The sequence below is a fragment of the Lacrimispora sp. genome, from assembly GCF_047605665.1.
Lineage (GTDB): Bacteria > Bacillota > Clostridia > Lachnospirales > Lachnospiraceae > Lacrimispora.
Genome location: NZ_JASGFH010000012.1, coordinates 70,454 through 97,438 on the forward strand (window position 1 = coordinate 70,454; position 26,985 = coordinate 97,438).

Genomic DNA, 26,985 nt, shown 5'->3' on the forward strand with positions numbered 1-26,985 from the left:
ATAAGGTCTATTGCATACAAGATACAAATAAAATACACAAAAAATAACTTGACTTTCAAAAGATGTTAGTATATTATTTACTTACAAATTCAACTGATATATCAGATGTATAAATGTTAAATTCCAGACGCAATGGTTCGGCCTGAATATGAAATACGGTTGAGGGGAACCATAAGACAGGGTATTACCTGGAAGATTTGGGGTGCTTCTGGAGAAAAGCTGTGAAGGCAGCCGATTAGCAGAGAAAGGATGATTATGAAACAGGATTATTCTAAGCAAAGAGATATTGTGGACAAGATCTGTCAGGATGTGGTTCTTCCCAGAATGGTGAAAGTTCGCCAGGTCTTCGATAAATCTCATTTGGAACCGGAAGAGATTCCGGGCCTGGTTTTCCAGCATCTGTCCCAGGATAAATTCGCCGGACAGATTCATGAAAATGACCGTATAGCCATTGCTGTAGGGAGCAGGGGAATCACCAATATGGCATTGATCGCTAAATCAGTTGTAGAATTTGTAAAAAGTAAAAAAGCAATCCCATTTATTTTCCCTTCCATGGGAAGCCATGGAGGAGCTACGGCAGAAGGACAGAGAGCGCTGCTGGCAGGCTACGGCGTGACAGAGGAATATTGCGGCTGCCCCATTCTTTCTACCATGGAAACCGTTCAGATCGGAGAACTGGAATCAGGAATGCCCGTATTTATGGACAAGAATGCCCATGATGCGGATGGCATTATTCTCACCGGACGGATCAAGGCCCATACGGCATTTCGCGCGCCTCATGAAAGCGGGCTGATGAAAATGTCGGTCATCGGCATGGGAAAGCAGCAGGGAGCAGAAACTGTCCATGAATCCGGATTTGAAAACATGGGTAAACTGATGCCAAAAGTGGCAAAGGTGGTTCTTGGCTATGCCAATGTAATCTGCGGTCTGGGCATCATTGAAAATGCCTATGACCAGACCTACAAGCTGGAGGCCTTAACAAAAGAAGAAATCTGGACAAAAGAACCGGAACTGCTTGTAGAAGCAAAAAACAAGATGGGAAGAATCCTTTTCGATGAAATTGACGAGCTGGTTGTAGATGAAATAGGAAAAGACATCAGCGGAGACGGAATGGACCCTAATGTTACCGGCAGGTTTGCCTGCCACAACTCAGCGAGCGGAGGAATTGAGGTAAAACGCATCGTAGTCCTGGACTTGACAGAAAAGACCCACGGCAATTTCAACGGCCTGGGGGTAGCGGATGTTACCACAAAACGCTGCTTTGACAAGATGGATGCAGATGAGACTTATCCAAATGGAGTCACTTCCACAGTTTTGGACGTGGTGAAGGTGCCCATCGTGACGCGCAGGGATGAAACAGCCATCAAGCTGGGACTGAAAACCTGCAACGGCACGGACAAGTCAAACCCTTATATTGTCCGTATCCGCAATACAAAGGATCTGGAAGAGATTTACATATCAGAGGCTATGCTGAAAGAAGCAGAGAAAAATCCTGATATCCAGATTCTGGGAGAGCCGGAAGAATGGGCTTTCGATGATCAAGGTAATCTTTTTTAAAGATAATAAAACTAAATGGAGGAATTTGAAATGAAAAAAACGTCATCTAAGATCCTTGCCCTTGGGTTAAGCTTAACCATGTTCTTAACCGCATGCGGGGCTGGAGGAGCAGGTACAAAGACAACTGAGGCAACAACCGCTGCCGGTGCTGGCTCCAGTGCTGCTGCAGAGACTACTGCTGCTGCAGGAAACACAAGCGGAGAGACTTTCGTAATCGGTAACCCACAGCCTTTAACCGGTGTAAATGCACAGGTTGGTGAGTCTGCTAACATGGCAGCAGCACTGGCAGTTAAGGTGATCAACGAAGCAGGCGGCTTTAACGGAGTTCCTGTAAAGCTGGTAAACTACGATGATCAGGGATCACCGGAGGAAGCAGTTAAGATCGCAAACAAGATGATCCAGGTAGATAAAGTAAACGCTATCTTAGGTTCCCTTACAAGCAGTAACGTACTTGCAGCAGGCGGTATTTACAACGAAGCTAAGATTCCTACCATCGGAACAGGAAACAGCCCTACATGGATGGCACAGGGTTGGGAGTATGTATTCCGTGCAGGACTTAACACAGCACTTTCCATGCCTCATATCGCTGAGAAGATGGTAGAGCTGGATATTAAATCAATCGCAGTATTCCGCGGTCTTGATGATGCGGCAAAGAGCAGTGCTGAAGCTTTTGTAAAAGAAGCAGAAAAAGTTGGAATTCAGGTTACTACTATCGAAAGCTATACCGAAGGTGATACAGATTTCTCCGGCCAGGTAGCTAAGATGATCAATTCCAAACCTGACGCAGTATTCTGTTCCACAAACGGACCGACTCAGGCAATCTTTGCAAAGCAGTTACGTCAGCTTGGATACAACAACCTTTGCTTCAACCGTGAAGGTATTCCGGTAGATACACTTAACGTTGCAGGCGAAGCAGCAAACAACTGGGTATTCTCTTATCCATATGTAGTATACAGTGATGTTGAAGAAGCTACAGATCCAGAGATGAAAGAATTCTTACAGCTTTATGTTGATGAGTACGGTGTTATGCCTTTCCATGACTGTGCATACAGAAGCTGGGATGCCATGATGGTATTCTGGGAGGCTACAAAGATCGCAGGCAGCAACGACAGCGATGCAATCAAAGATGCGATCAGCAAGATCAAAGATTTCAAATCTCTCGGCGGAATGCTTGACTTCACCGATGGAACCCGTGAAGGACTTCATACTTTGAATGATTATATCATCTCTGATGGAAAATATCTGGATTTCAATAAGTGGCTTGAAGAAGGCAACTACGAAAAACTGGCAAAGTAATAAAGTTGCGTTTCTGCATGACTGAACCGTAACACCACATATAATGGCCCGCCTATTTCCCCTCAAAAGGATATAGGCGGTTTCCTTGGAGGTAAATATGATAATACAGATTATTGTTTCTGGTCTTGTACTCGGCTGTGTTTATGGTTTGATCGCTCTGGGCTACAGCTTGATCTACAAAGCATCAGGAATGCTTAACTTTACACAGGGTGATATCCTCACATTAGGTGCATTTTTGGGATATACCTTTTACGGAGTGTTTCATATTCCGTTTATTCTTACGGTGGCGATTGTTTTCGTTATCATGCTGGGCGTTGGTATGATCCTGGAAAAGGGCATTATCAGCAAGCTGGTAGCAAAGGGAACTCTGCCGATTTATACGGTTTTGGCCACCATCGCTGTATCCTACATCATTCAGAACGGTTCCATGCTGGTATGGGGAACCCAGGCTATCAACTTTCCAAGAATTTTCAGCATTCCGAACATTAAGGTTCTGGGTGTGAACATTCAGACAGAGGCCTTTGTCTGCATTTTAATTTCCATGGCATGTATGGTGATTCTTCATATCTTTATGAAGCATACGAAATTCGGAACTTCTATGAGAGCTGCAGCTATGGACCCTCTGGCAGCCAGAAGCCTTGGAATCAACGTATCTCTTGCAACAGGCCTTACCTGGGGAATCTCTGCAGCCCTGGCAGCTCTTGCAGGTATGCTGATCGGCCCCCTTTACGGCGTATACACCACTCTGGGTGCAACCATCGGAAGAAAAGGTTTCGCCAGTGCGGTTATGGGCGGTTACGGAAACATGTACGGCGCCATGCTTGGCGGTGCGATTCTTGGATTGGTGGAGACATTTACCTCCGCATACATTTCCTCTTCTTATAAAGATCTGGTAGCTTATATACTGTTAATCACGTTCTTGTTCATTAAGCCGACCGGTATCTTTAATGAGCGGGCAATTCAGGATTAAGGAGGAGAATGGAATGAATCAAACATTAAAAAGTGCCATATCAAACAGAAAGAATGACTTCATTATTCTTGTAGTCCTCTTATTATTGCCCATGCTTTTCAATGCGTTCAGCTTTGAATATGCGTTTACCATTGCAAGCTTTATCTTCATTTATATTGTGGCAGTATCCGGTCTGGATATTGTATTCGGCTATAGCGGACAGATTTCCCTGGGACACGCGGCGTTCTTCGCCATCGGAGCCTACGGTTCTGCAATCCTTCACAAACATGTCCATATTCCGGTTGTACTTACCATGATCATTGCAGCTTTTATCGCAGCCATCATCGGTGCAGCCCTGGCTTACCCTGCTTCCAAGCTGGTTTTCCATTTCCTTTCTCTGGCAACCATTGCCTTTGGTGAAATCGTATACCAGTTAGTAGCACAGTCTCCGGGAGAGATTACCGGTAACTTTACAGGCTTCTTTACAGAATCCGTAAACATCTTTGGCTTTAAGCTCAATACCTACAGCAAGTTTTATTACTTCGGGCTTCTCTGCGTTGTCGTTTTCCTGACCATTAAGAACAACCTGATCAAATCCAAAGTCGGACGTGCTTTTATCGCGATCCGCGAGAACTCCCATGCAGCAGACGGAATGGGTATCAATGTCCGCAATTACAAAATCCTGGCATTTTCCATCAGTGCGTTCTTCACTGCATTTGCAGGCGGTATGTATGCACACTGCGTGCGGTTTATCAGCCCTGATACGTTTATGTACAAGCAGTCAGTTATGTTCCTTACCATGCTTTTATTCGGCGGAACCGCTTCCCGTTTCGGCCCTATCTTCGGTGCCGTATCCGTACTCATCTTAAACGAAGCGCTTCGTGCTACAGAGAAGTATCAGTTATTAATTTACGGTGTTTTGCTGCTCATTGTAATCGTCGGACTTCCAGGCGGCCTTTACGGTGCATTCCAGGACATTGTGGCAAAATTCAAGAAGAAAGGAGCAAAATAAATGCTGAAAGTCGAGAACGTAACCTTAAAGTTTGGCGGGTTGGTCGCAAATAATGACGTCTCCATGGAAGTGCGAGAGGGAAAGATCACCGGCCTGATCGGCCCTAACGGTGCGGGAAAAACAACCTTTTTCAACTGTATCAGCGGTGTTTACACTCCTAATGAAGGAAAGATCATATTTGATGGAAAAGAAATTCAGGGTTTCCGCCCTTATCAGATCAATAAAGCCGGAATCAGCCGTACGTATCAGATCATCAACCTGTTCAGAAAAATGAAAGTATATGAGAATGTAATCGTAGGAATGCATTCCCGGTTAAATTCCAAATTTACAGATTCTCTTTTTAAGACAAGAAAAGAGAGAGAAGAAGAGCAGAAGGCTTATGGAAAGGCTCTGGAGCTGCTGGATTTCGTAGGACTTCTGGCACTGAAAGATGAACCGGCAGGCTCTCTTTCCTACGGCAAGCAGAGACTTTTGGAAATCTGCCGTGCCCTTGCCAGCGATCCAAAGATATTACTCCTTGATGAGCCTGCTGCAGGTATGAACGCAACAGAAAAAAATGAGCTGGATGCTTTGTGCAAAAAGATCATTGAGCGCGGCATCAGCATTCTGATCATTGAACACGATATGAAGCTGATGATGGGACTCGCTGATTATATGTATGTATTGAACTACGGAAAACTCCTTGCAGAAGGCGTTCCTTCCGAAATTCAGAACAATCCTGCCGTTATCGAAGCATACTTAGGAGGTGAATAATGGGAAAACATTTATTAGAACTGAAAAACCTTCAGTATTCTTATGGAAACATTAAGGTAGTGCACGGAATTGACCTCCATGTAGATGAAGGGGAAATCGTAACCATCATCGGCGCCAACGGTGCAGGAAAAACTACGACCCTTCAGACCATTTCCGGACTGACAGCAGCTTCCGGTGTAAAGGGTGAAATCTTTTTTGACGGTAAGAACATCAGCAAAATGAGAGGACACTTGATTGCCGGACTGGGACTGGTTCAGGTTTTGGAAGGAAGACACGTATTTTCAAAGCTCACAGTAGCGGAGAATATCCAGATGGGAACCTATATCCGCAAGGATAAAGCAAACATCAGCAAAGATATTGACAAAGTATACGAAATGTTCCCAAGACTGTATGAGCGCAGAAACCAGTTAGCCGGTACTCTTTCCGGCGGTGAGCAGCAGATGCTTGCAATCGGACGCGCCCTGCTTTGCAACCCCAGAATGATTCTGCTCGATGAGCCTTCTCTGGGACTTGCACCTATTATCATCAGAGAAATTTTTGAATCCATTGTTCGCATCAACAAGCAGGGCACTTCTGTTCTTTTCGTAGAGCAGAACTCCAAGATCGCATTGAATGTAGCCAACCGCGGTTACGTTATGCAAAACGGAGAGATCACCCTTCACGATACCAGTGAAAACCTGCTGCAGAACGAGGAAGTAAAGAAAGCCTACTTAGGCGAATAACCGCTTTTATGGCAGACATGGTACACGCTTTTTATGAAATCAATGGCTGTATACCATGTCTGTTTTATCTACACACAAAGAAAGGGAAGTGCGTTGATATGAGAGAAAGACCTTTTATAGCAGATTTGGTCAAGGGTGTAACAGTCCCTAAAATGTTCCGGGTGCGCCAGATATTTCCCCGTCCTAAAATTGAGCCAAAGGATATTCCCGGAGTCATAGAAAAACTGCTTTCAGAAGAAAAGTTTTCTTCCCAGATCAAACCGGGGATGAGAATTGCCATCACAGCCGGTTCCAGAGGAATCGCAAACAATGCCCTGACCACAAAATGCATTGCTGATTTTGTGAAGTCAAGAGGCGGAGAGCCCTTTGTAGTCCCTGCTATGGGAAGCCATGGCGGAAGTACGGCAGAGGGGCAGAGAGCGGTTTTAGAAGGCTACGGAATCACAGAAGAATACCTTCAGTGCCCCATCCTTTCCTCCATGGAAGTGAAGAAAATAGGGGTCAATGAAGAAGGCGGAGACGTTTACATTGACAAATACGCCGCTGAAGCTGACGGAATCATCATCGGATGCAGAATCAAGCCTCATACGGCATTCCGCGGTCCTTATGAGAGCGGAATCATGAAAATGATGGCCATTGGCCTTGGAAAGCAGTACGGAGCTGAGGCCTGCCATGAAGCAGGATTTAAAAATATGGCAAAGAATGTGCCTTTGTTCGGCAAGGCAGTCATCAAGTATGCCCCTGTTTTGTTTGCTGTGCCCACTATTGAAAATGCATACGATGAGACATGTAAAATTGCAGCCGTCAATGCAGATGAAATCGAAGAAAAAGAGCCGGACCTTTTAAAGGAAGCCGCTTCTTATATGGCTAAAATACTGGTGGATTCCTGCGATGTCCTCATCGTGGATGAAATCGGAAAAAATTACAGCGGTGACGGAATGGACCCCAATATTACAGGAACCTTCTGCACCCCCTACGCCACCGGCGGCATTGATGCCCAGAGGGTGGTTGTTCTGGACTTAAGCGAAGAAACCCATGGAAACGGCATTGGACTGGGCTATGCCAGCGCCACCACAAAGCGTGTGTTTGAAAAGCTGGACTTGGCTTCCATGTATCCCAATGCGATCACCTGCACCGTTCTTGGAGGTGTCCGGATTCCCATTATCATGGAAAGTGATAAGGAAGCCATACAGGTCTGCATCAAGACGTGTAATGAGATCGATAAGACCCGCCCCAGAGTTGTAAGAATACCTAACAGCCTCCATCTGGAGCACATCATGCTTTCAGAAGATTACCTGGAGGAAATCAAGGGAATCCCAAATATTGAAATAGAATCCGAGCCAATGGAATTGCCTTTCGATGAGGATGGAATGCTTTGGTAGGAATTGAAAATAAGGAGACGTGATATTATGAAAGCAATTTACATCGTTGAGCCTGGCAAGGTGGAAATCAGAGAGATAGAAAAGCCGGTGAGAAAGCCGGGAGAAGCATTGCTTAAAGTTTTATACGGAGGTATCTGCGGCAGTGATTTAGGTTCCTACAGAGGAACATTTGCCTATTTTGATTACCCAAGAATTCCCGGACATGAGTTCAGTGCCGAAATCGTTGAAGTGGATGAGGGCAATGAATACGGATTGAAAAAAGGGATGGTCGTTACCTGCAACCCATATTTTAACTGCGGCACATGCTATAGCTGCCAGAAGGGACTTGTCAACGCCTGCATGGACAATCAGACCATGGGCTGCCAGAGAGACGGCGCATTCAGTGAATACATCACCATGCCTTTGGAGCGCATTTTTGACGGAAAAGGAATTCCTGCCAAGGTGCTGACAGCCATTGAGCCTTTCTGCATCGGATACCACGGCATCCAGCGGGCAGGAATCAAAAAAGGCGATAAGGTGCTGGTTGTGGGCTCCGGAACCATCGGCGTTCTGGCGGCTATCGCTGCAAAGGCTCTGGGCGGCGAGGTATACATGGCTGACGTGGCAAAAGCGAAACTGGATTATGCCATGGAAAGCTTTGACTTTGCCGGAACCATCTTAAACGACGGACCGGATGCCCTCGATAAAGCCACCAGAGAGATCACAGGAAGCATCAACATCAAGGGCAATGACGTTGCTTACGGATTTGACGTGTGTATCGAAGCCGTAGGACTTCCTTCCACCTTCCAAAACTGTATCGATGCTGCGGCATTCGGAGGAAAAGTGGTTATTATCGGTGTAGGCAAGAAAAATCTGGACTTCAACTTCACCATGATTCAGAAGAAAGAGCTGGATGTTTACGGAAGCCGCAATGCCATGAACAAAGACTTCATCGAACTGATCGATATCGTAAAAGAAGGCGGCGTGAACTTAGAAAAAATAATCACTGATGAATATCCATATGAAGAGGCTGCAAAAGCCCTTGAAGATTTCAGCACCAACGGAGCTGATATGCTGAAAGTGATTTTGGATTTCACAAAATAAACGTTTATCAAATGCTGTACGGTCCTGCTGGGGCACCCTCTTCACAGAGGGTGCCTCAAGGACTTTTTTGATTTGATAAGCCCTGCTGCTCGTTCTGGAAGGTGAATAATAATACTTGCTTTATGGGCAGGCATCCGATATAATGAAACGAGAAAAAGTGTAAGCACTTACACGATTATTTGAAATGAAATTGAAATTCAGGGTAAAAACACCGGCTTTGTCTGACAGCAAGGCCGTTTTACCCCGTTTTTGTTATAAAAATTTAAGGATGTAAGAGGGACTGCCAGGATGAATATTTATGACATTGCAGCGCTTGCAGGAGTTTCCATTGCCACTGTGTCACGGGTGGTCAATGACAGCCCCCGTGTGAGTGAAAAAACCAAACAAAAGGTCAGGGAGATCATGTTGGAGAATGACTACACTCCCAATGTATTCGCCAGGGGCTTAGGACTGGATTCCATGAAGACCATCGGAATCCTGTGTCCTGATGTGTCGGATGCCTATATGGCTGCAGCGGTAGCCCATTTAGAAAGCCGTATGCATGAATACGGCTATGACTGTATCCTTTGCTGCAGCGGGTTTGAACAGTCCATCAGGGAAAAGTATGTCAGCCTTCTTCTCGCAAAACGAATTGATGCCCTGATCATGGTAGGTTCCACTTACGCCGGTTCCGGAAAAAAAGGGGAAAAGCCCAAATACGTCTGTGATGCGGCAAAGCAGGTGCCTGTATTTATGATCAACGGCTATTTAGACAGTGAAAATGTGTATTGCGCTTATGGCGATGATTATCAGGCCACCTTTGACGTGACCAGCCAGATGCTTAAAATGGGACGGAAGCGGATTCTGTTTCTCTGCGATTCTTATTCCTACAGTGCGGCCCAGAAGCTTCAAGGCTATGAATCCGCATGGAAGGCGGAAGGAAAGACTGCTCCCGGAGATTTAAAGCTCTATGTAAAGAACCGTATCCATACGGTACGGGACATTCTACTGGAACGGAAGGATTTAAGCTTTGACGGGGTTGTGGCCACTGACGACGGACTTGCCGTAGGGGCCATCAAATATGCCAACGCCAGAGGCCTTGCAGTTCCCCAGGATGTGTGCATTACAGGTTTTAATAACTCCACACTCTCCATCTGCTGTGAGCCGGAGCTGTCCTCTATTGATAACCAGGTGGAAAACCTCTGCAATATCACTGTGAGCAATATGATGGCAGTTCTCCACGGAGAAGGGGCGGCCATTGGCCGGGATACGCGTGTGTCCTGCCGTCTGGTGAAACGCGGCACCACTGATTTTTAGGCTATTGTCATTTCTTTTCCCCTGTGTTACAATAAAAAATCGGTATATAATATGAAAGAAAATCAATCCATTGAAAGAACGGTGGGAGAAGATATGGAATACGATGAAGGTAAGGTGGCGCTGTGCGGTGCCAACTCCTATGAACAGAAATATTATTTTAACCAGCAGTTTTCGGGCCTTCCTGAGAGCATCAAACAGGAACTTCAGATCATGTGCGTCCTCTATACAGAAGATGTGGGCGGAGTTCTTGTTCTGGAGTTTGATCAGGATGGAACCTTGGAATTTAAGGTGACTGCAGAGGAAAGCGACTATCTCTTTGATGAAATCGGCAGTGTGTTAAAGATCAAGCAGTACCGGAGAGAGAAGAGAGAGCTTTTGGAGTCCTTAGAGATGTATTACCGGGTATTTTACCTGGGAGAAGAACTGGAAAGCGGAGATATAGATAAGTGAAGTTTAGAATCGGAGATGTGACATTTGACAATAATCTGATGCTTGCGCCGATGGCAGGGGTTACGGACCTGCCATTTCGTCTGCTTTGCAGAGAGCAGGGGTGCGGCCTGGCAGTGACGGAAATGGTCAGCGCCAAAGCAATTTTATATAAAAACAGGAACACAAAAGAGCTGATGGAGGTGGCTGAAAATGAAGGCCCTGTAGCTCTCCAGCTCTTTGGCTCTGATCCTGAGATCATGGCCGATATTGCAGCCCAGGTGGAATCAGGGCCTTATGCATTTTTAGATGTGAACATGGGCTGTCCTGTTCCGAAGATTGTGAACAACGGCGAAGGTTCCGCTCTCATGACGGATATAAAGCTGGCTGAACGGATTTTGACCGCCATGGTAAAGGCGGTGAAAAAGCCGGTTACAGTCAAGTTCCGGAAGGGATTTACCGAAGAAGACTGCAATGCAGTGGAATTTGCCAAAATGGCTGAAAGCTGCGGCGTGGCAGCAGTGGCTGTCCATGGAAGAACCAGGGATCAGTATTATTCGGGAAAAGCGGATTGGCATATTATAAGGAAGGTAAAGGAAGCCGTTGCCGTTCCTGTCATAGGAAACGGGGATGTGTTTCATCCTGAAGATGCCAGGGCGCTTATGGAGCAGACCGGATGCGATGGGGTGATGATCGCCAGAGGAGCCAAGGGAAACCCCTGGATATTTTCCAGAACCCTTCATTATCTGGAAACCGGAGAAGTTCTTCCGGGGCCGGCTCCGGGCGAAATCAGCCGGATGATCCTGCGCCACGGAGAGCTGCAGGCAGAGCACAAGGGAGAGGAAACGGCCATGCGTGAAATGCGAAAGCATATGGCGTGGTATACAGCCGGACTTCCCCATTCCGCCAGGCTGAGAAACGATATCAACCAGGTGGAAACACTGGACGGGTTAAGGCGGTTTGTGGAAGAAAGAATCGGGTACGATTCTTGACATTTTAAGATGTTTACGCTATAATATTTGGAATGCCAATGAGCGAGTAAGTAACCAGGAGGAATTGAAACCATGGTAGACAAGAAAAATATTTTAACCTATGAAGGCCTTAAAAGATACGAGGATGAACTTCATAACTTAAAGGTAGTAAAAAGAAAAGAAGTTGCTCAGAAAATCAAGGAAGCCAGAGAACAGGGCGACTTATCTGAGAACGCAGAATACGATGCTGCCAAGGATGAGCAAAGAGACATTGAGCTGCGCATAGAAGAGCTGGAGAAGCTTCTTAAGAATGCTGAAGTAGTGGTTGAGGACGAGATCGACTTAGATAAAATCAACATTGGCTGCAAGGTAAAGGTCTACGACGTGGATGAAGACGAAGAGATGGAATTCAAGATCGTTGGTTCCACAGAAGCAAACAGTCTTCAGAACAAAATTTCCAACGAATCCCCGGTGGGCCATGCGTTGATGGGCAAAAAAGTAGGAGATGTGGTTGACGTAGAGACACAGTCAGGCGTAATCCAGTATCGAGTTCTGGAAATCCAGAGAGTGTCTTAGTTCATATAGTTCACAAAGGAGCGAATACAGGTGGCAGAAAATCAGAACCAGAATCAGGTTATGGAAGAGGACTTAAACCACTTACTGAAGGTGCGCCGTGAAAAGCTGGCGGAGCTTCAGGAAGGCGGAAAGGACCCGTTTAAAATTACGAAGTACGATGTCAGTGCACACAGCAGTGATGTCAAGGAACATTATGAGGAATGGGAAGGAAAGGAAGTATCCATCGCAGGACGTTTGATGTCCAAACGCGTGATGGGAAAGGCTTCTTTTTGTAATGTACAGGACTTAAAGGGCAGCATCCAGTCCTATGTGGCCAGGGACAGCATCGGAGAAGAGGAATACAAAGAATTCAAGAAGCTGGATATCGGTGATATCGTAGGCATTAAGGGTACTGCATTTACAACCAAGACAGGAGAGGTTTCCGTTCATGCGGAAAGCGTTTCCCTGCTCACAAAAAGCCTTCAGGTTCTGCCTGAGAAATTCCACGGTCTGACCAATACAGATCTCCGTTACAGACAGAGATATGTGGATCTGATCATGAATCCTGAGGTGAGGGATACATTTGTAAAGCGTTCCCAGATCATTAAGTCTATCCGTGACCATTTGGATGATCAGGGCTTTATGGAAGTGGAAACTCCCATGCTGGTTGCCAATGCAGGCGGCGCTGCGGCAAGGCCTTTTGAGACTCATTACAATGCTCTTGATGAGGATGTGAAGCTGAGGATTTCTCTTGAGCTTTATTTGAAGAGGCTGATTGTAGGCGGTCTGGAGCGTGTTTATGAGATCGGACGTGTTTTCCGTAATGAAGGTGTGGATACCCGTCATAATCCGGAATTCACTTTGATGGAGCTGTATCAGGCTTATACCGATTACCACGGCATGATGGACCTGGTTGAGGACCTGTTCCGTTCTGTGGCACTTAAGGTGCTTGGAACGGCTGTCGTGAATTATGACGGTGTGGTAATTGATTTGTCAAAGCCATTTGAGCGCATTACCATGGTGGATGCGCTGAAGAAATATAAGGGTATTGATTTTACGACCATTCATACGGATGAGGAAGCGAAGGCTCTGGCTGATCAGTACCATATTGAGTATGGGGTTCATCATAAGAAGGGCGATATTCTCAGCATGCTTTTTGAGGAGTTTGTGGAGGAGCATCTGGTTCAGCCTACCTTTATCATGGATCATCCGGTGGAGATTTCTCCCCTCACCAAGAAAAAGCCTGACGACCCGGATTATACAGAGCGTTTTGAGCTGTTTATCACAAAGAGGGAAATGGCCAATGCTTATTCTGAGTTAAATGATCCTCTGGATCAGATTGAGCGGTTTAAGGCTCAGGAGGCGTTATTGGCTGCCGGTGATGAGGAAGCCAACAGTATGGATGATGACTTTGTCAATGCGTTGATGATCGGAATGCCGCCTACGGGTGGAATTGGAATCGGAATTGACAGGTTTGTTATGCTGTTGACGGATTCTTATGCGATCAGGGATGTGTTGTTGTTCCCGACGATGAAGAGTTTGGATAAGTAAAGTCAGGAAGAAACAAAATATAGAGGATACGTTTAGAATTGTAATTTTAAATTGATAGCGGAGTAGCACATTGAAATATATGTGCTACTCTATTTATTTGAATAAAACTTTCATTTTTAAATAAACTGCCTTATAATATATAAAAATGGGCAAAAGAATAAAATGATTTGATGGAAAGGCCGAAGATGAACACAAAAGTGCTGCTAAACTGTTTGAAAATGGCAGTGTAAAAACCAATCTTTACCTCCAGGTGAATATGGTACATATAAAGAAAAGTTATTATCAACATGGTAAATCAAAGGGGAATGCAAACCGGTCTGCTGTTTTTCGTTTTTTATGCGATTGGAAACATTACTGATGTAACCATGGGGGGAAGGTGTTTTCTGTGGACTGTTTATTAAGCGGGCGGAATCGAAATATTCTTTTATGAAAGCAGTTATTTTTTCCTCTGTCCTCTTTGGCATTTGGCATATTGCAGCACTTGTACGCACTTTGCTGGATGGGGAAATTTGAAATTAAACCGTTTTTTTAATATAATAAGGATATTAATGATATAATCACTGGCTAAATTATTTTTCAGAAGATAACTTACAATAGCTTTTCGGAAGGTTTAAGGTATGCTAAAGAGACGAAAATGTATAGAAGCAACAATCAAAAATATATTTAAATTTTTTACAATTTTATTTTGTACGTTATTGGTATATATGTTTTATTTAGTTGAAGTAATAGGGACGAATGGACATGAGTGGAAGATTAATGTTATAAATACAGTTTTTTTGCTGGTTTTATTTTTTAGCATATCCGGATTGATAAAGGAGATCAGAATATTTTCAGATGAAGGCGGAATGGAATTAAAAGCAATTTATGAAGTTTTTTTGATATTATTTATAGTTATTACAGGTTGCTCGTATAATATTGAAAAGATAAAAGAAACTTTAAACTTATTTGGTTTAAATAATATTTTTATCGGAGAAAAGGTTACGATGTATACTGTCGTATCGTATCTATATCAGTCATTATTTATTATAAAAACAGCTATAGAGCTGGTTACAGTCAAAGATATTGTATTTCAAATCAATGGTTGGAATCTCAATAAGACGATAAAAGAATACTGGAATGAATTATTGGAGAATCATAAAATATATATATTGCATGAAGATCAACATAAAAAGAATCCAAGATTATGGGCTATTAGAGGTGATTCATGCATTGATATCATCGATGACTTACAAAAGTGTAAAGTTTATGAGTCTCACAAAGAATATATTAAATTAACAGACAGTGAAGCGGGAGAAATTCTTAGAAAAAGAAAGTCTAAGGGATTTGATGATGGTGATATTTACGAAGGAGATTCAGCATCGATATTTACTCCGTGGAAAAGTGAACATTTTTATTCCATTAGCATAAGGTTAATTGACCTCAGTTACTATGAGGAAGAATTAATAAGAGAATTGATGTATGACAATAAAGAAATGATACAAATTCTGCCTAGCAGTGTAAAATCATGTAAGTCAAAAAACTATTGGGAGATATTTAAGAATAAGCTTAAAAATTCAATTGATAATTCAATTTAATAATTATTAGATTAGACCTATGAGATTAACTTTTGGTTAATGCAACGTACCGATCTTGCTGCATTTTGCCAAAATGGACTGTATAGACGTTTTAAATGTTTCAACCCCTATTTAAAAGTAAGTAATCTGTTTTTCAGTAAAAAATGAGTAAAGTCAAATTAAATATTCCATTAATAGAAGGGTTTGTTTTTTGTCGTGGCTAATCGGCCTTAGGTTAGGGTGTTTACTGTCACACTCAGTTTTAAATGCGAATGATACAATTAAAATATGCCCTCATTGTATGTTGGCAATCTTGGTGTTATAGCGTTAGGAGGGATTGTACAAAGTGCCTCAGAGATTGAGAAGAAAGGGGAATCAATTGTCACTCAGAAAATTCATACCAATTATCATTATGATGCCTTCTATTGCAATAGGCGGGCTTGCGATGTACCGGAATCATATTTCTATTGTGATCTGGGGGCAAAATATTGCCTGTTTTTTGCTGATGAGTATTATTTCCTGCATTATGTACAAATTTGGTATCAGCAGAAATGAATATAAAAAAATAATATTCCCATCTGCACTGTTCCTTTTAACATTAACTTTTGTAAATCCAGGTATGGAAGGTGTACACAGATGGATATCCATTGGAATCATAAAATTAAATATTGCAATGATTATATTACCCGTAATTCTCATATATTTATGGGATGCATTGCAGGCAAAAGGCATTAAATTTGGCGGTGTTATAGCATTTGGAGTAATATTGGTACTGTTGTTTCAGCCAGACGCTTCTCAATTAACCGGATTTGCAATTCCGGCGATGATTATGATAAGCCGAAAGGCGAATAATAAAGCAATAAGCTTATTTACAATAAGCACATTCTCACTATTTATTGTTTTGTCCTGGATTTATCTGGATCATCTGCCCCCGGTAAATTATGTGGAGAGAATACTAAGTATGGCAGCGGATATGGGGCTTTTATGGCTGATTTTAGGCGTTGCTTCTCTGGCAATATTGCCAATGCCTTTCCTGCTGTTTCCTCCTAAAAATGCAGAATTAATTTCAAGGTGCATTGGTTGTTATTATATCATCATATTATTATCAACCTCATTTGGAAATTTCCCGGTTCCGTTGATGGGATATGGAATATCACCTATAATTGGTTTTTACATATCGTTAACCTGGTATCTCAATTCCAAGTGTGTTAAAAATGAAGTTTAATTATCTTCCGTCAAGGGAATATGCAGATATTAGAATACAGCAATTTCACATTAGATTTGGTAAAAATGAGAAAAAGCAGGAGATTATATGCAGTTAAATAAGCACACAGCAATAAAGAAATAATTACTGAAGCAAAGGGGCCCGTATGAGAGAAAAAGAGTATGTAAAAGAATTTATAGAAGTGCTAGGCAAAGAAATTTCTGAGCTGAAAAAAGACAAAAATAATATTTATAAATTAAAGGTTTTAAAACTCGCCGGCAAAGAGAGAGGGAGGCTGATTTACCGGTTTGAAACGGACCGTTTCTTCTCCCTCCAGGAGAACGTGGTTTACAGGCTGTCAGTATCGGAAAAAACCATCGAATGTGAACCGAAAAGCTGCGGTAAAAATATAATTGAAATAGCACTTGACTGGGAATTATCCGATCCGTCTGAAGATGTTTCTTTGGTTCTGGATAAGACCTTTCTGCCGGAAAAATTAAAGAGCCGGTTTGAAAATACTTTAACTCAAGCTGACAGCAGGTATGCATCAGCCGCCAGGATTTTTAATGGTTCTTTTAAACGGTATGGAAAAGTTAATCCGGATTTATCGGATTATCCGAAATTAAATTCCTATCAGGCAGAGGCCGTGGTCAGTACCGCACAAGGAGATGCGATCATATGGGGGCCGCCCGGTACAGGAAAAACACATACCATAGCAGCGGCCATCAGTGAGCAGATCAAGATGGGAAATAAAGTATTACTCGTTTCTCACGCGAATACGGCTGTTGACGGTGCGATGGAAGAACTGGCTAAACTGCTTAAGGATAAGCCTTCTTACAAGGACGGACATCTGGTGAGGCTTGGGAATTCAACCCTTACAGAGTATCCTCTTCTCGAAATTGATAATATTATAACAAGCAAAATGATCGGATTAGAAGAGCGGATCAATGAGCTGGAGAAGGAACGGATTCCTGCTGAGGAACGCAAAATTCAACTTGCTGCGGTCCTGGAACTGAAAAAGGAATACAAATTCCAGGAAGAAAAGGTAAATGAAGCGGAACAAAAGATAGCTTTGCATCAAATTCGCATTACCGAAAAGAATCAGCAAATAGGGTCCTTAGAAAGCAGACTCGCCTTTCAAAGGCAGGAACTGGCGCGTGAGGAAAAGAGGCTGTTTCGTTCTCAGTCCAAAATAGATGGTAAAAAGGCAGCAATTGAGAATACATCGGATCAGATCAGAGAAATACACCGGCTTTTAATAGAAGAGGGAAGAATGCTGGAACAGAGTCAGGAAGATTTGACGTTCAGTCAGCATGCTCTTTTGCAGATTCAGGAAGAATTTTTTCAGGAATTGATTCTAGCTCAATGTACGGCAGATTCTCTTGACGGGGAAATGAAGCGTATCCAGGCAATCCTTGATGAGTTAAGTAAAGAGATCGGTGAAATCCAGACTCTCATCAACGGGCTGCATAAAAAGGTTTTGGAAGAAGCCCATGTAATAGGTACCACATTATCAAAGTCATACGTTTCAAATGAGCTGAATGATCTGGACTTTGACGTGCTGTTTATCGATGAGATCAGTATGGCACCTTTATTTCCGGTATTCTATGCAATCGGTATGGTAAAGAAACAGAGTATTTTTATCGGAGATTTCTTACAGCTTCCTCCCATAGCCAGCAGCACGGATAAACGTGTGAAGGAATGGCAAAAAAAGAATATATTCCATCTGACTGAGACAGAGACTGTAGAGAAGGCGAGAAGCAGCAGCTTTGTCAAGCCGCTCAGTATTCAGTACCGTATGAATCCGGCAATTGCGGCTCTCCCCAATGCTCTGTTTTACGGGGGCATTCTTGAAAATGGCTCCAATACACATGAATACATATATGAAGATTCTATAAGCGGCACCAATCCCCTGGTTATGATCGACACGGCTGCGGCTAAGTCATGGACCGGTAAAGGGCCGGGAGGAAAAAGCAGGTATAATGCATATCACGCGCAGCTTTCTGTCAAGTTGGCCTTGGAGTATGTGAAATCTGATCCCGAAGTGACGGTTGGAATCGTGGTTCCATACAGACCACAGAAGGATTTGACCGGCAGAATGTTAGATGAGTCTTTAAAGGATGATATGCAAAAGCGCAGCCGTATTGAAGTAAATACGGTTCATAGTTTTCAGGGCGGTGAAAAGCACATCATTATCTGTGATACGGTAGAAGGCGAAAATGTGTTTTTTAAATGGTGGTTTTTTGATGAGGTCACAAATGAAGAAAGCGCGCATTTGATGCTTAATGTTGCCATTACACGTGCGAAAAAGAAATTTATCCTTGTGGCAGATACGGCGATTGTGGAAGCCTGTTTTAAAGGAAAGAATCTTTTATCCGTCATTTCAACCATAAGAGAAAAGGGTGTTGTGGTCAACTCCACAGATATTGACGGAGGATTTTTTGCCGGGGATGAAACTGCAGTATTTAAGCATATATTAGGATTAAACAGCGAAGAATTAAAACATTTTAATGATGTCAGCTTCTGGTCCCATTTTATTATGGATTTAAAAGAGGCAAAGGAGGAAATCGTTATTTTTTGCCCTTATGTCAGAGAGGGACGGATAGATTCTCTCCAACCGCATTTTGAAAAGGCGATAGAGGCAGGGGTAAAAATTATTGTATATACCCGTCCGGTTCCTGAACACGAAAAGAAATATCAGGCAATAGCGCGCAAACTGATCGATGAACTGCGCCGTATCCATATCACCGTAAGAATGCGGGGGGAAATGCATGAAAAGGTGGTTATCATGGACAGTCAGTTGATCTGGGAGGGGAGTCTGAATGTTTTGAGCCACAAATCAAGCAAGGAGCAGATGATACGCATATCAGGAAAAGAGTCAGTTGAAGAACTGGTTTCTATTCTTGATCTGAACACTTACAGCAAACCCAGGAAGCGTCCGGCAGGAAATGGCGACCCCTCATGCAAGCTGTGTGAAGGGTATATGGTAATTCGGAAAAGCGAAGGGAGTTCATTTTACGGCTGTTCGGAATTTCCTAACTGCGGTTATACCTGTGCTTGTTCTGTCCAGGAATGATTGGGAAATGGGAGAGGTTTGTCTTAAGAAGTCTGTCATATTCTAAAAGATATGGCAGATTTCTTTTTCCGTTAGTTATGGAAAAATATGGGTTATCATATTATAATCAATATATCTGTTTCACAAAGAATAAGAATTCACCTTTGAAAGAAGATATAACATGGAAAACAATGAAATGAGCATGAAAACGCCGGAAAAAAGCAATGGAATCGCACCGGGCGGGAAAATAATGGAGTTCCAATTATTACGCTGGAGTTTAAAAATTTTTATAATTTTTGCCATAATAAGCACGATTCCTCTCTTTGCAGGAAGTTCCCTGCGAAACTTCACCCCTTTCCCAAAGGCTGAAGCGGGGATAATAGATTTAACAAAAGTACCGCTTGAACAAGGTACGGTTTCTCTGGATGGCCAGTGGGAATTTTACTGGGACCTGCTTTTGGAGCCGGGAGAGCCTGTCTCCAGCACATCCTCCCGGTATATTGAAGTCCCAGGCTCATGGAACAAGTATACCTCCAATAAAGCAACGGATTTCGGAGACGGCTACGGCACCTACCGCCTGAGATTTGTGACCGGGGAGAATACCAGATTAGCATTAAAGATACCGAGGATGCGCACAGCATACAAACTCTGGGTCAATGGAGAATTAATCGCCTCATCCGGAACAGTAGGTAAAACCAGAGATACAATGGTGCCTCAATACATGACTAATGTTTCTTCTTTTGAAGTGCTGCAGGGAGAAAATGAGATTTTGATTCAGGTTTCCAATTTTCACCACCGCAGCGGGGGAATTATGGAAAGCTTGAGAATTGGGGGAGAGAATCAAATCTTCAAATTGAAAAATAAAAACATGGCGGTTGAGCTTATTATATTCGGAAGCTTGATCTGTATCGGCGTGTATCACCTTGTTTTATTTTTCTTCAGAAGAAAAAAAGACCCTTCGACCATGTATTTCGGGTTGTTTTGTGTTTTCATTGCAGTGAGGACTACTTTGGGAGGAGAAAGTTTTTTCATCTACTTTTTCCCCGCGTTTAATTGGGAGATCGCTCATAAAATACTGACTTCCACCTATTATTTAGGGGTTCCTCTCATGCTGATGTTTTTCATGGAGATTTTCCCTGAGTATTTTCATGAACGGATCATCAAAATCTCTCAAATAACAGCGCTGGTTTTCACTTCAATCCTTATTTTCACCCCTGCCAGAATTTTTTCTGTTGTGAATATTTTGTATCAGGTGTGGAGTATTGCGGTGATTCTGTATATAGCAGTCGCATTGATCAAAATCATTGTCAATAAGGAAAAGGACAGTTGGATTATCAGCTTAGGTGCAGTGGCTTTATTAATGGGCAGCATGAATGATATTGTCTTTTTCCTCCCATGGGTGAGTGACAATGAGCTCGCATTTTTTAAGGATCTGCTTAAATCCAATAACCTTGCTTCTTTAGGGCAGTTTATCTTTGCCTGTATCAATTCATTATTAATAGCAAAGAGGTTTTCTGATGCCTTAGAGCAGGAAGAGATTGTGACTTCAAGGCTGACTGAAATGAATGCCCATTTAGATGATCTGGTTTTTCAGCGGACGAAAGATTTAGCGGAGTCCAATCGGAAAATCGAACATCAAAACCTTGAATTAGAAAAAAAGAATCAGGCTCTCCAGAAGCTTTCCTTTAAAGATTCTTTAACAGAAGTGTGGAACAGGCGAAAATATGACCAGATGATAGAAAAAGAATGGAACCGGTGTTTAAGATACCAGAGACCTATTGCTTTACTGGTGCTGGATATTGATTACTTTAAACGGTTTAATGATTTTTATGGCCATATGGCGGGGGATGAGTGCCTCGTTAAGATCGGGCAGGTTCTTAAGAACTCTTTATCCCGCTCAACCGATATGGCAGCCCGTTACGGAGGAGAGGAATTTGTAGTGCTGTTACCGGAGACCGGCAAAGAAGAGGCTCTCGAAATTGCCGCCATGCTGCGGCAAAAAATAGAGGACCTTAATATTCCCCATGAAAAATCCATGGTGAGCGACTATGTAACGGTGAGCATTGGGGTCACTTCTGCGGTTCCTGATCTGAATTCTTTATATCAGGATTTGTTCGGTGTGGCAGACAAGGCTTTATACCAGGCAAAAGATGCCGGAAGAAACCGGATTAAATTTTTATCGGAATAATCTGCCAGGGCGTTTTACGCCCTGGGATTTAAGACTGAGATCATAATGAGGGCAGGGACAAACTATGAAGCTTTATGGTAAATATTTCAGGAGATATAAAACGCCGTTTTTTACAGCCGTTTTGTGTGTGACACTGGAAGCAGTCTGCGATTTGCTTGGGCCTACGCTGATGTCACGCATCGTAAACAGCGGAATTGAAAACGGCTCTCTGACAAAGGTTTATTACTGGGGAGCGCTGATGCTTCTCGTGACCTTGACGGGAGCCTGCTTTGCCGTCGCACGAAATATTCTGTCGAGCCGTGTTTCTCAAAAAATGGGTGCGGATTTGCGGACAGATTTATTTGAGAAAATCATGTATTTTTCAGAAGTGAGTGCGGATGAGATTGAAAGCGGTTCGCTCATAACCAGGATGACAAACGATACTTCTCAAATCATACAGTTTGTAAACGGAGTGATGCGCATTTTTTTAAAGGCCCCCATCCTCTGCATCGGCAGCATTGTGCTGGCGAGCCTTCTCAACCTTCGGCTCAGTCTCATCATCTACGGCGTGGTGGCTGTCGTGACCGTGCTGATTTATATCAGCATGAAAATCAGCTATCCCAGATTTTATCAGCTTCAAAAGGCTATGGACCGGGTCAATTCCAAGGTACAGGAGTATTTAATGGGGGTCCGGCTGGTCAAAGCGTTCGGCACGTTTGAAAAGGAAACGGGTCAATTTGAAGAGGTCAACTCCAATTTAATGCAAAAGGGAATTTCCTCCCAAATGGTCATTACAGTCATTTCCCCTCTTTTGACCCTGGTGGTAGGGGCCGGAACCGTGATTGTGATTTATATCGGAAGCAGGCTGTTTGCCGTAGACCTGGCTAATACGGGAGATATTACGGCGTTTACCATCTATATGGCGCAGATACTCACTTCCCTGATTATGATAACCAATGTATTCACCATATTCGTCCGCACCAAAGCATCCACAGTCCGTATCAGCGAAGTGTTTGACTGCGAAGAGGATTGTGAAAGAAGCGATAAAGGCAGAAAACTGAGCGGGGAAATTACCTTTGAAGATGTCACCTTCGCCTATCCGGGGGGCAGCGGAGCTGCGGCAGTCAGTGACCTCACTTTTTCCGTAAACAGCGGGGAAAGCCTTGCCATTATCGGCCCTACCGGAAGCGGAAAATCAACCCTTACCTGGCTGCTCCTTCGTTTTTATGACGCGGACAGCGGAAGGATACTCCTGGATGATTACGATATCAAAACTCTGGGAGCCGATGAGGTCCGAAGCAATATCGCGGTGGTTCCCCAGAAACCGATGCTGTTTTCAGGAACAGTAGCGGAAAATCTCAGATGGGGTGATAAACATGCAGCCATTGATGAGCTGCAGCAGGCAGCTAAAAAGGCACAGGCAGATTTTATTATGGAGATGACGGACGGTTATGACAGCCTTCTTGGAAGCGGCGGAGTTAATTTATCCGGCGGGCAGAAGCAGCGCCTTTCCATTGCGAGGGGAATTTTAAAGAAATCTCCTGTATTGATCTTGGACGATGCAACCAGCGCCCTGGATGCCGTAACAGAAGCAAAGGTGAGGGAGAATTTAAAGAATAAGGAGTTTAACCAGACTGTTATCATGATCACACAGCGCTGCGGGACTGCCATGTCCGCGGACAAGATTCTGGTGATGGAAAATGGCAGGAAAGCAGGGTTTGGCACCCACTGGGAACTAATGGAATCCTGTGAAATTTATCAGGACATCTATCACACGCAGATTGAAAGCAGCAGGGAGGCGTGACATATGGCAGCAAAATTCAGTCAGCAGCAGCCAAAGGGGCCCACCATAGGCAGGCGTCTGGGGGCCGCCGGAGAACGTTTTATTCCGGGGGCAAAACCGAAAAATACAAAAGGAACCCTGCTCAGGATCGTTAAAATCTATATGCGCTGGGCTAAAACCATAATTGGGGCAATCGTTCTGACCGTGGTTTCCTCGGTGATATCGGTTGCCATTCCGTATTATGTGGGCCAGACCTTCGATACTTTTGACATGGCTGGCAGGAGCGTGGACTCTGTCAAGCTGGTATCGCTTCTCATCCTCATATTAGGCTTATATGCGGCCAACTGGCTGCTCAATTTAATAAACGGCATCATCATGCTGCGCATTTCCCAGAAGCTGGTTTTTACCCTTCGCACGGAATTTTTTGAGAAAATGCAGAGGCTTCCTCTTGGATTTTATGATACCCAGTCTCACGGGGATACCATGAGCAGAATTACAAATGATGTGGATAATATCAGCTCCACCATAGCCCAGACGACCACACAGTTGATCTCCAGCATTTTGACACTTATAGGCTCTCTGGCAGTTATGATCAGCTTAAACCTGCCCCTCACCTTTGTGGTATTGCTGTGCGTTCCTCTCGTTTTTCTGCTGACTAGGACCATTGCAGCCAGAAGCCGTGCTCATTTTCTGGCGCAGCAGAGGAGCCTTGGAGCGCTTAACGGTGTTATCGAAGAGAATATTCTTGGCTTAAAAATGGTGAAAGCCTTTGGCAGGCAGGAGGATGCCATTTTACAGTTTAAAGAGATCAACCGGCGTTTATGTGAAAGCAGCAGCAAAGCCCAGGTCTGGTCCGGTTATATGATGCCGTTAATGAATGTCATCAATAATTTCGTATTTGCCGTGGTCGCCATCCTGGGCGGTATTTTATCGGTGAGCTATGGTCTGAAGGTGGGGACGGTTGTAAGCTTTTTAAGCTATTCAAAACAGTTTGCCCATCCCTTAAATTCGGTTGCAGGAATGTTTAATACCATACAATCGGCATTGGCCGGTGCTGAGCGGGTTTTTGAAATACTGGATTATGAGGAAGAAACGAAAGACAGTACAGATGCCATAGAAATCCCAAATCCCGTTGGAGAGGTTTCTTTTCAAAATGTATGCTTTTCTTACAATAAGACGAAACCGATTCTTAAAAACGTCAGCTTTCACGTAAATCCTGGCGAGGTCATTGCGTTAGTAGGAGAAACGGGAGCCGGAAAGACCACTATTGTCAACCTGTTGACCCGGTTTTACGATGCGGACAGCGGTGAGATTGCGATTGACCATGTGCCGGTCACCCGGATTAAACGGGACAGTTTAAGGCGCTGTTTTTCTGTCGTGCTTCAGGATACCAGCTTATTCAGCGGGACCATCATGGACAATATCCGTTATTCCAGAAGTGACGCCGCAGAGGAAGATGTGATCAAGGCGGCAAAAATTGCCCATGCCCATGACTTCATTCATAAGCTTCCCAAAGGCTATGCCACCAACGTATCCGCAGCTACCGATAATTTAAGCCAGGGCCAGAGGCAGTTGATATCCATTGCAAGAGCGGTCCTCTGTGACAGCCCGATTTTGATTCTCGATGAAGCCACAAGCAGCGTGGATACGAAGACGGAGAAGGAGATACAAAAGGCTCTGGTCAGCCTTATGAAAAACCGCACCAGCTTTTTGATCGCCCACCGCCTTTCCACAATCCGGGATGCGGACCGTATCATGGTGATTGGCGACGGGCAGATATTGGAGAGCGGCAATCATCAAAGTCTGATGAAAATGCAGGGACGTTATTATGAAATGGTGATGAACCAGATGGGAAAGGTGCTGCAGTGACGCTGCAAAATTTGAAATACATGATTACGGCTGCAGAAACACGGTTTATTACGGAAGCAGCCATCGCATGATCAGCGTCATACTGGCAGCCATATTGCGAATGTGCCTGTAGCAAGATAAAATAAAGCGGATAAGGAAATTACAATCTATGATAAAATATTCACAAAAGGAAATGGAGTATATTTCCCGGAAAAATGATGTGATGAAGAATCTGGTCAGCCATTTCGGCCATATGGAAAGAGGTATGGCAGGAGATGTGTTTTCCTCCCTTACCATGCATATCATCGGACAAATGCTGTCAAACCGGGTGGCAGAGGTTCTATGCCAGCGGTTTCTCAATATAGTAGGAGAGGTCACCCCCGGCCATGTGGCGGCTGTTGATGTTGATGTCATAAAACAATGCGGCATTTCCAAGAGAAAAGCGGAATACATCAAGGCTTTGGCCCAGGAGGTTCTGGAAGGGAAATATGACTTTTCGCTTTTAGAGAATATGTCAGATGAAGAAGTGATCAAATACTTAATGCAGATCAAAGGCGTGGGACGGTGGACTGCGGAAATGATCGCAGAGTTTACCATGGGACGCCTGGATATATTCAGCTATGATGATGTGGCTTTGCAGAACGGTATCAAAAAAGCCCATGGATTTAAAACATTGAGCAGGCAGAGGTTTGAGGGCCTGCGAAAGAAGTATGCGCCTTATTGCTCCGTTGCGTCACTGTACTATTACGCACTGAATGATGAAAGATAATCCGATGAAAAACGTAAAACGCCGCCCCTGTTCTGATGAAACAGGGCGGCGTTTTCAGCTTATACCTGTTAAACATCTGAGGATGAAAAGTGATCAATAATGAACTCCCTGAAATCCCGTATGGTCTCTGTCGCATACCGCTCTTTCAGCCAGGAAAGCCAGATGGTCCGCTGGCAGGAGGGGGATTTGATGTGCAGTTGCACCGGAGGTTCCATGGGATTTCCTCTGGGCCAGTAGGCGGGAAGAAAAGCGATCCCAAGTCCCGCATTGACCAGATTGATGATAATATCCAGACTTTCGATTTCAAATGCGATATTGGGAGTGAAGCCTGCCTCCTGGCAGAACCTGTTTGTGATTTCCCAAAACTCCGAATCTGTCGTCACACCGATGAAATGTTCGTGGGCCACTTCTTTTAAATCAATGCTTTTGCGGCCTGCCAGGGGATGGGAGGGAGGAACGGCAAGAAAGATTTCTTCCACCAGCAAAGGCTCACAGTGAATTTCCGGATGAGTGGCAGGCAGAAAAAAGATGCTTAAGTCTATTTCTCCCATGAGAAGCTGCTTTTGTATTTCCTGATGCTTCGTAATATGGCGAATCTTGAATTTGACATCGGGATTGTCTGCCAGATAGTTTTTAAAAAGGTCCGGCAGCAGCCGTGAGGTGGCGGCACCGACTGTCACTGTCTTTCTCTCCAGCTCGGATAATTCCGCCAGTTCCCGCTGTCCATCCTTTAATTCATTGAAACACCGCTCCACTCTGCGCAGAAACGTTTCTCCGAACTGGTTTAAATGAATCCGCCTTCCGGAACGCTCAAACAGGGGAACGCCTAAGCTTTCCTCCAGGCGGGCAATGGTTTTGCTGATCGAGGGCTGGGATACGTGAAGCTCTTTTGCAGCCTGGGTGACATTTCCCAACCGGGCCACAACCTGAAAATATTGTAATTGAAGTAAATCCATGGTTTGCCTCCTTAATAGCTCTAAAGGAATAATAATATGTAAAATTATATATTTTTAATTATGATTCGTCAATGTTATAATGATCAGGTTGAAAATC

General features: G+C 43.9%; 21 protein-coding genes and 1 pseudogene. 21 read left to right on the forward strand and 1 reads right to left on the reverse strand.

The window, feature by feature from the left end:
- Positions 1 to 249: 249 nt before the first annotated feature.
- The 21 genes and pseudogenes from QM657_RS11365 to QM657_RS11465 all read left to right on the forward strand — a co-directional run bounded on the left by QM657_RS11365 (position 250) and on the right by QM657_RS11465 (position 25,932).
- Positions 250 to 1,557 (forward strand): lactate racemase domain-containing protein, encoded by a 1,308-nt coding sequence (locus QM657_RS11365; RefSeq protein WP_415066774.1) that lies wholly within the window; start codon positions 250 to 252, stop codon positions 1,555 to 1,557.
- 30 nt (positions 1,558 to 1,587) lie between these two features.
- Entirely contained in the window at positions 1,588 to 2,853 is a 1,266-nt protein-coding gene (locus QM657_RS11370) for an ABC transporter substrate-binding protein (RefSeq protein WP_415066775.1), read from the forward strand.
- Positions 2,854 to 2,950: 97 nt separating this feature from the next.
- On the forward strand, positions 2,951 to 3,823 hold the full coding sequence (locus tag QM657_RS11375; RefSeq protein WP_415066776.1) for a branched-chain amino acid ABC transporter permease: 873 nt from the start codon (positions 2,951 to 2,953) through the stop codon (positions 3,821 to 3,823).
- 13 nt (positions 3,824 to 3,836) lie between these two features.
- A complete protein-coding gene (locus tag QM657_RS11380) occupies positions 3,837 to 4,814 on the forward strand; it encodes a branched-chain amino acid ABC transporter permease (protein WP_415066777.1) in 978 nt (325 codons plus the stop codon).
- Positions 4,815 to 5,567, forward strand: a complete 753-nt coding sequence (locus QM657_RS11385) for an ABC transporter ATP-binding protein (RefSeq protein ID WP_415066778.1) — start codon at positions 4,815 to 4,817, stop codon at positions 5,565 to 5,567.
- Complete coding sequence (locus QM657_RS11390; protein WP_415066779.1) at positions 5,567 to 6,289, forward strand: ABC transporter ATP-binding protein; 723 nt, start codon at positions 5,567 to 5,569, stop codon at positions 6,287 to 6,289. The genes QM657_RS11385 and QM657_RS11390 overlap by 1 nt, the downstream gene beginning before the upstream one ends.
- Positions 6,290 to 6,387: 98 nt before the next feature.
- On the forward strand, positions 6,388 to 7,671 hold the full coding sequence (locus QM657_RS11395; RefSeq protein ID WP_415066781.1) for a lactate racemase domain-containing protein: 1,284 nt from the start codon (positions 6,388 to 6,390) through the stop codon (positions 7,669 to 7,671).
- Between the two features lie 27 nt (positions 7,672 to 7,698).
- Positions 7,699 to 8,754 (forward strand): zinc-binding alcohol dehydrogenase family protein, encoded by a 1,056-nt coding sequence (locus QM657_RS11400; protein WP_415066782.1) that lies wholly within the window; start codon positions 7,699 to 7,701, stop codon positions 8,752 to 8,754.
- Between the two features lie 288 nt (positions 8,755 to 9,042).
- On the forward strand, positions 9,043 to 10,050 hold the full coding sequence (locus tag QM657_RS11405) for a LacI family DNA-binding transcriptional regulator (protein ID WP_415066783.1): 1,008 nt from the start codon (positions 9,043 to 9,045) through the stop codon (positions 10,048 to 10,050).
- A 93-nt stretch (positions 10,051 to 10,143) separates the two neighbouring features.
- Positions 10,144 to 10,500, forward strand: a complete 357-nt coding sequence (locus QM657_RS11410) for a DUF6145 family protein (protein ID WP_415066845.1) — start codon at positions 10,144 to 10,146, stop codon at positions 10,498 to 10,500.
- Positions 10,497 to 11,468, forward strand: a complete 972-nt coding sequence (gene dusB, locus QM657_RS11415) for a tRNA dihydrouridine synthase DusB (protein ID WP_415066785.1) — start codon at positions 10,497 to 10,499, stop codon at positions 11,466 to 11,468. Before QM657_RS11410 ends, dusB begins: the two co-directional genes overlap by 4 nt.
- A gap of 72 nt (positions 11,469 to 11,540) precedes the next feature.
- The gene (greA, locus tag QM657_RS11420; RefSeq protein WP_415066787.1) at positions 11,541 to 12,023 is read left to right on the forward strand and encodes a transcription elongation factor GreA; all 483 of its coding nucleotides are present in this window, start codon (positions 11,541 to 11,543) and stop codon (positions 12,021 to 12,023) included.
- A 60-nt stretch (positions 12,024 to 12,083) separates the two neighbouring features.
- Positions 12,084 to 13,553, forward strand: coding sequence for a lysine--tRNA ligase (gene lysS, locus QM657_RS11425; protein WP_415066846.1), 1,470 nt, complete (start codon positions 12,084 to 12,086; stop codon positions 13,551 to 13,553).
- Between the two features lie 384 nt (positions 13,554 to 13,937).
- Positions 13,938 to 14,066: pseudogene (locus tag QM657_RS11430) on the forward strand (CPBP family intramembrane glutamate endopeptidase); the annotation flags it as partial.
- 104 nt (positions 14,067 to 14,170) lie between these two features.
- Positions 14,171 to 15,127: a hypothetical protein gene (locus QM657_RS11435; RefSeq protein ID WP_415066788.1), complete on the forward strand. Its 957-nt coding sequence runs from the start codon at positions 14,171 to 14,173 to the stop codon at positions 15,125 to 15,127.
- A gap of 325 nt (positions 15,128 to 15,452) precedes the next feature.
- The gene (locus QM657_RS11440) at positions 15,453 to 16,331 is read left to right on the forward strand and encodes a hypothetical protein (protein WP_415066789.1); all 879 of its coding nucleotides are present in this window, start codon (positions 15,453 to 15,455) and stop codon (positions 16,329 to 16,331) included.
- A gap of 145 nt (positions 16,332 to 16,476) precedes the next feature.
- Positions 16,477 to 19,386: an AAA domain-containing protein gene (locus tag QM657_RS11445; protein WP_415066790.1), complete on the forward strand. Its 2,910-nt coding sequence runs from the start codon at positions 16,477 to 16,479 to the stop codon at positions 19,384 to 19,386.
- Positions 19,387 to 19,546: 160 nt separating this feature from the next.
- Positions 19,547 to 21,553: a diguanylate cyclase gene (locus QM657_RS11450; RefSeq protein ID WP_415066791.1), complete on the forward strand. Its 2,007-nt coding sequence runs from the start codon at positions 19,547 to 19,549 to the stop codon at positions 21,551 to 21,553.
- A 64-nt stretch (positions 21,554 to 21,617) separates the two neighbouring features.
- Positions 21,618 to 23,336 carry an ABC transporter ATP-binding protein gene (locus QM657_RS11455; protein ID WP_415066792.1) on the forward strand — a complete coding sequence of 573 codons (1,719 nt, stop codon included), beginning with the start codon at positions 21,618 to 21,620 and terminating at the stop codon, positions 23,334 to 23,336.
- Positions 23,337 to 23,339: 3 nt separating this feature from the next.
- Positions 23,340 to 25,184, forward strand: a complete 1,845-nt coding sequence (locus QM657_RS11460; protein ID WP_415066793.1) for an ABC transporter ATP-binding protein — start codon at positions 23,340 to 23,342, stop codon at positions 25,182 to 25,184.
- Positions 25,185 to 25,332: 148 nt separating this feature from the next.
- Positions 25,333 to 25,932 carry a DNA-3-methyladenine glycosylase family protein gene (locus QM657_RS11465; protein ID WP_415066794.1) on the forward strand — a complete coding sequence of 200 codons (600 nt, stop codon included), beginning with the start codon at positions 25,333 to 25,335 and terminating at the stop codon, positions 25,930 to 25,932.
- Positions 25,933 to 26,000: 68 nt separating this feature from the next.
- Here the strand turns inward: QM657_RS11465 and QM657_RS11470 are convergent, their stop codons facing one another.
- Positions 26,001 to 26,888 carry a LysR family transcriptional regulator gene (locus tag QM657_RS11470; RefSeq protein WP_415066795.1) on the reverse strand — a complete coding sequence of 296 codons (888 nt, stop codon included), beginning with the start codon at positions 26,886 to 26,888 and terminating at the stop codon, positions 26,001 to 26,003.
- Positions 26,889 to 26,985 lie beyond the last annotated feature (97 nt).